Annotated in this window: 1 protein-coding gene; it reads right to left on the bottom strand. The window is 55.5% G+C overall.

Annotation, left to right across the window (positions count from 1 at the left end; genetic code table 11):
* Positions 1-9: 9 nt before the first annotated feature.
* Positions 10-519, bottom strand: coding sequence for a hypothetical protein (locus tag K4G67_RS17440; RefSeq protein ID WP_239807508.1), 510 nt, complete (start codon positions 517-519; stop codon positions 10-12).
* Positions 520-1383 lie beyond the last annotated feature (864 nt).

The raw sequence follows: 1383 nt of genomic DNA, 5'->3' as shown, positions 1-1383 counted from the left end.
GTTTCGCCATCAGATCAGCCCCCGCGACAGGCGAACGATTTGCGCTGCGGCTCGGCAGGCGCCGTCGCCGCGTTCCTCATCGCAAAATGGCTGACGCATATGCAGTTCCAAGCCTTGGCTGCCAAGCTTGACGGCGGGCCCTCGTGACCGCTCGGCGCACAGCCACAGATCGCCATTCTCCCGCTCCACGAAGTGGTGGGCGCGAAAGATCAGCAACTCCGCAGGCGTGCGCATCGCAACGTCCACCGTGACCGGATTGTCTTGTTCGGGAGACAGGCCTGCCCGGATGAGCATCGTATCACTGGACAGGTCGACCGCCGCTCTCTCAAAATTGTTGAAGTAGAGAGCGTCCGTCGGCGTCACTCCGATCACCAGCTTGCAGTCACCAAACGCAATCGAACTTGGCGGCAGATATGGCGATTTGACGGTTCGGATCGGTCCTGCCCAAGCCATGGCCACGAGCGGCAAGGCCAAGAGCCGCAGTGCGGGATTATATTCATTGAGTTCGTTGTATTCCATCGAGACTTCCTATTGCAGACGCTGGATCGGCCGATCCAACGGAAGCATCGATCTTGATTTTCATCCTACCGATTTGCTTCTTCTCTTTTTCACCTATCAACCTTCTTCCATGGTCGGCTCGACCTGCGGCCGGGCGGGCGCTGCCAACGCATTGAACTGCAGGTGAAAAGCTGGAGAACTTGCACCTTTCCCTTCTGATTGTTTCTTTCGTCACGCTCACCGAGCTGACCTTCCGGCGTGTGGACATTGTCCACACAAAGGACCTGAGGCGGGACAACGCCGAACCCATGGACAAACGGTCTTAACGAAAGGCTCGCAATAAGGTGGTGCCGGCCGACAGGTAGGGCCAGCTTGAATTGGCGCCGGAGAGCCGTGTCCACAGCATGCAAAAATGGGGTTCCCCATTTTTGCGGTATTGCGCCTACCAAAAAATCGTGGACAAAATTTCGCATTTGTCCACGCGATTTCCCGACCGAATGGGAAGGTGAAAGAACTTTGTCCACACAATCGCGGTGATACCGCCTTGGACGATCGTTTGGACATTCGCCGGAGCTGCCCGCCGTTTAGGATCGGTCTTGCAGCGTCTGAAACTGGCGGACGATCAAAATCTACCATTCGGATTTTGTCCACACCGCTTGAGCAAAATTTCAGGCTTGATCGATGCGATTTTGCGATGTTGGAGAACACAAATTACCGGGGCGTTCGACGTTGCCGGCCGCATGCGTTTTCGATTCAGAATATACGCTTTCTTGTAAGCGGGTGTTGGTCATTTTGCAGTTGCTAACCCGTCGTATTCACTGGACCGGTCCTAAAGGGTTAGCGGGAGTGGCCTAAGCCTCTGATCTGAATTAGGAACTGGGTGTC

The organism is Croceicoccus hydrothermalis, assembly GCF_022378335.1.
Taxonomy (GTDB): domain Bacteria; phylum Pseudomonadota; class Alphaproteobacteria; order Sphingomonadales; family Sphingomonadaceae; genus Croceicoccus; species Croceicoccus hydrothermalis.
Note: the sequence above shows the minus strand (reverse complement) of the source record. Positions and strands in the feature narration are given on the sequence as shown.

Bases quoted from the DNA above. Each gene is read 5' to 3' on its own strand.
- K4G67_RS17440 (WP_239807508.1), bottom strand. From the start codon at position 519: ATGGAATACAACGAACTCAATGAATATAATCCCGCACTGCGGCTCTTG.